This is a genomic window from Halorubrum sp. C191, assembly GCF_002727095.1.
In the GTDB taxonomy this organism is placed as follows: domain Archaea; phylum Halobacteriota; class Halobacteria; order Halobacteriales; family Haloferacaceae; genus Halorubrum; species Halorubrum ezzemoulense.
This window is the reverse complement of the sequence record NZ_NHNZ01000008.1, coordinates 1-613: the sequence shown is the minus strand read 5'-3', so window position 1 is coordinate 613 and position 613 is coordinate 1. Positions and strand designations below refer to the sequence as shown.

Here is a 613-nt window from a genome sequence, read left to right as displayed (position 1 = left end):
AGCTGAACCCCGCGGAAGAGTGTTGGAGACAACTTGATCAAGAACTTGGGAACCGCCTGTTTGACACACTCGACGATCTCCGTGAGGCTGCTCTCTCTGTACTCGACCGGGTCGAAATCCCAGATGTGTTTGCGTATTTATGTCCGTGAGTATGAAAACTGGATTTCGTTCTTGGTGAGAACGTCCATGATCTCCTCGCTAGTCCCCGGCACCTGAGAGGAATCTACAGCGGTGTCGTTGGTGATTTTCCGCCGCATCGCTTCCTCACGCACCTTCATCAAGTCATCCTCAGCAGGGAGCTTCTCCGGCCCCGTGGCTCGAAGCAGAATCGCGTACGCATCCTCTTCCTCGAACTCCTCCGGGTTGTCCCAGTCCGTAGCTGTTGCAAGTAGGTACGAATGCCGAGGAACACCGCCGGCCTCGTCTTTCCACTTGTCGTTGCTCACGATGACGCACTCGTCGTAGTTCATGTAGTAAACGCCACCAATGATATCCGAGTTCTCGATGATGGGACGCATGGCCTGGTCGTCCAGAGCCATCTCGTCCATCAGGTTGTTCGACATACATTTGCTCTCTGACTGTTCGGACTTAAGTTCAGTCGATCACATCGACA

The 613-nt window shown here is 53.7% G+C and carries 1 protein-coding gene and 1 pseudogene; one reads left to right on the top strand and one right to left on the bottom strand.

All coding sequences use genetic code 11. The features are described from left to right. A pseudogene (locus Z052_RS00495) lies at window positions 1–149 on the top strand (IS630 family transposase); the annotation flags it as partial. Here Z052_RS00495 and Z052_RS00490 read toward each other — a convergent pair. After that, complete coding sequence (locus Z052_RS00490) at window positions 138–563, bottom strand: hypothetical protein (protein ID WP_099288484.1); 426 nt, start codon at window positions 561–563, stop codon at window positions 138–140. The pseudogene Z052_RS00495 and the gene Z052_RS00490 overlap by 12 nt on opposite strands. Between the last annotated feature and the right edge of the window lie 50 nt (window positions 564–613).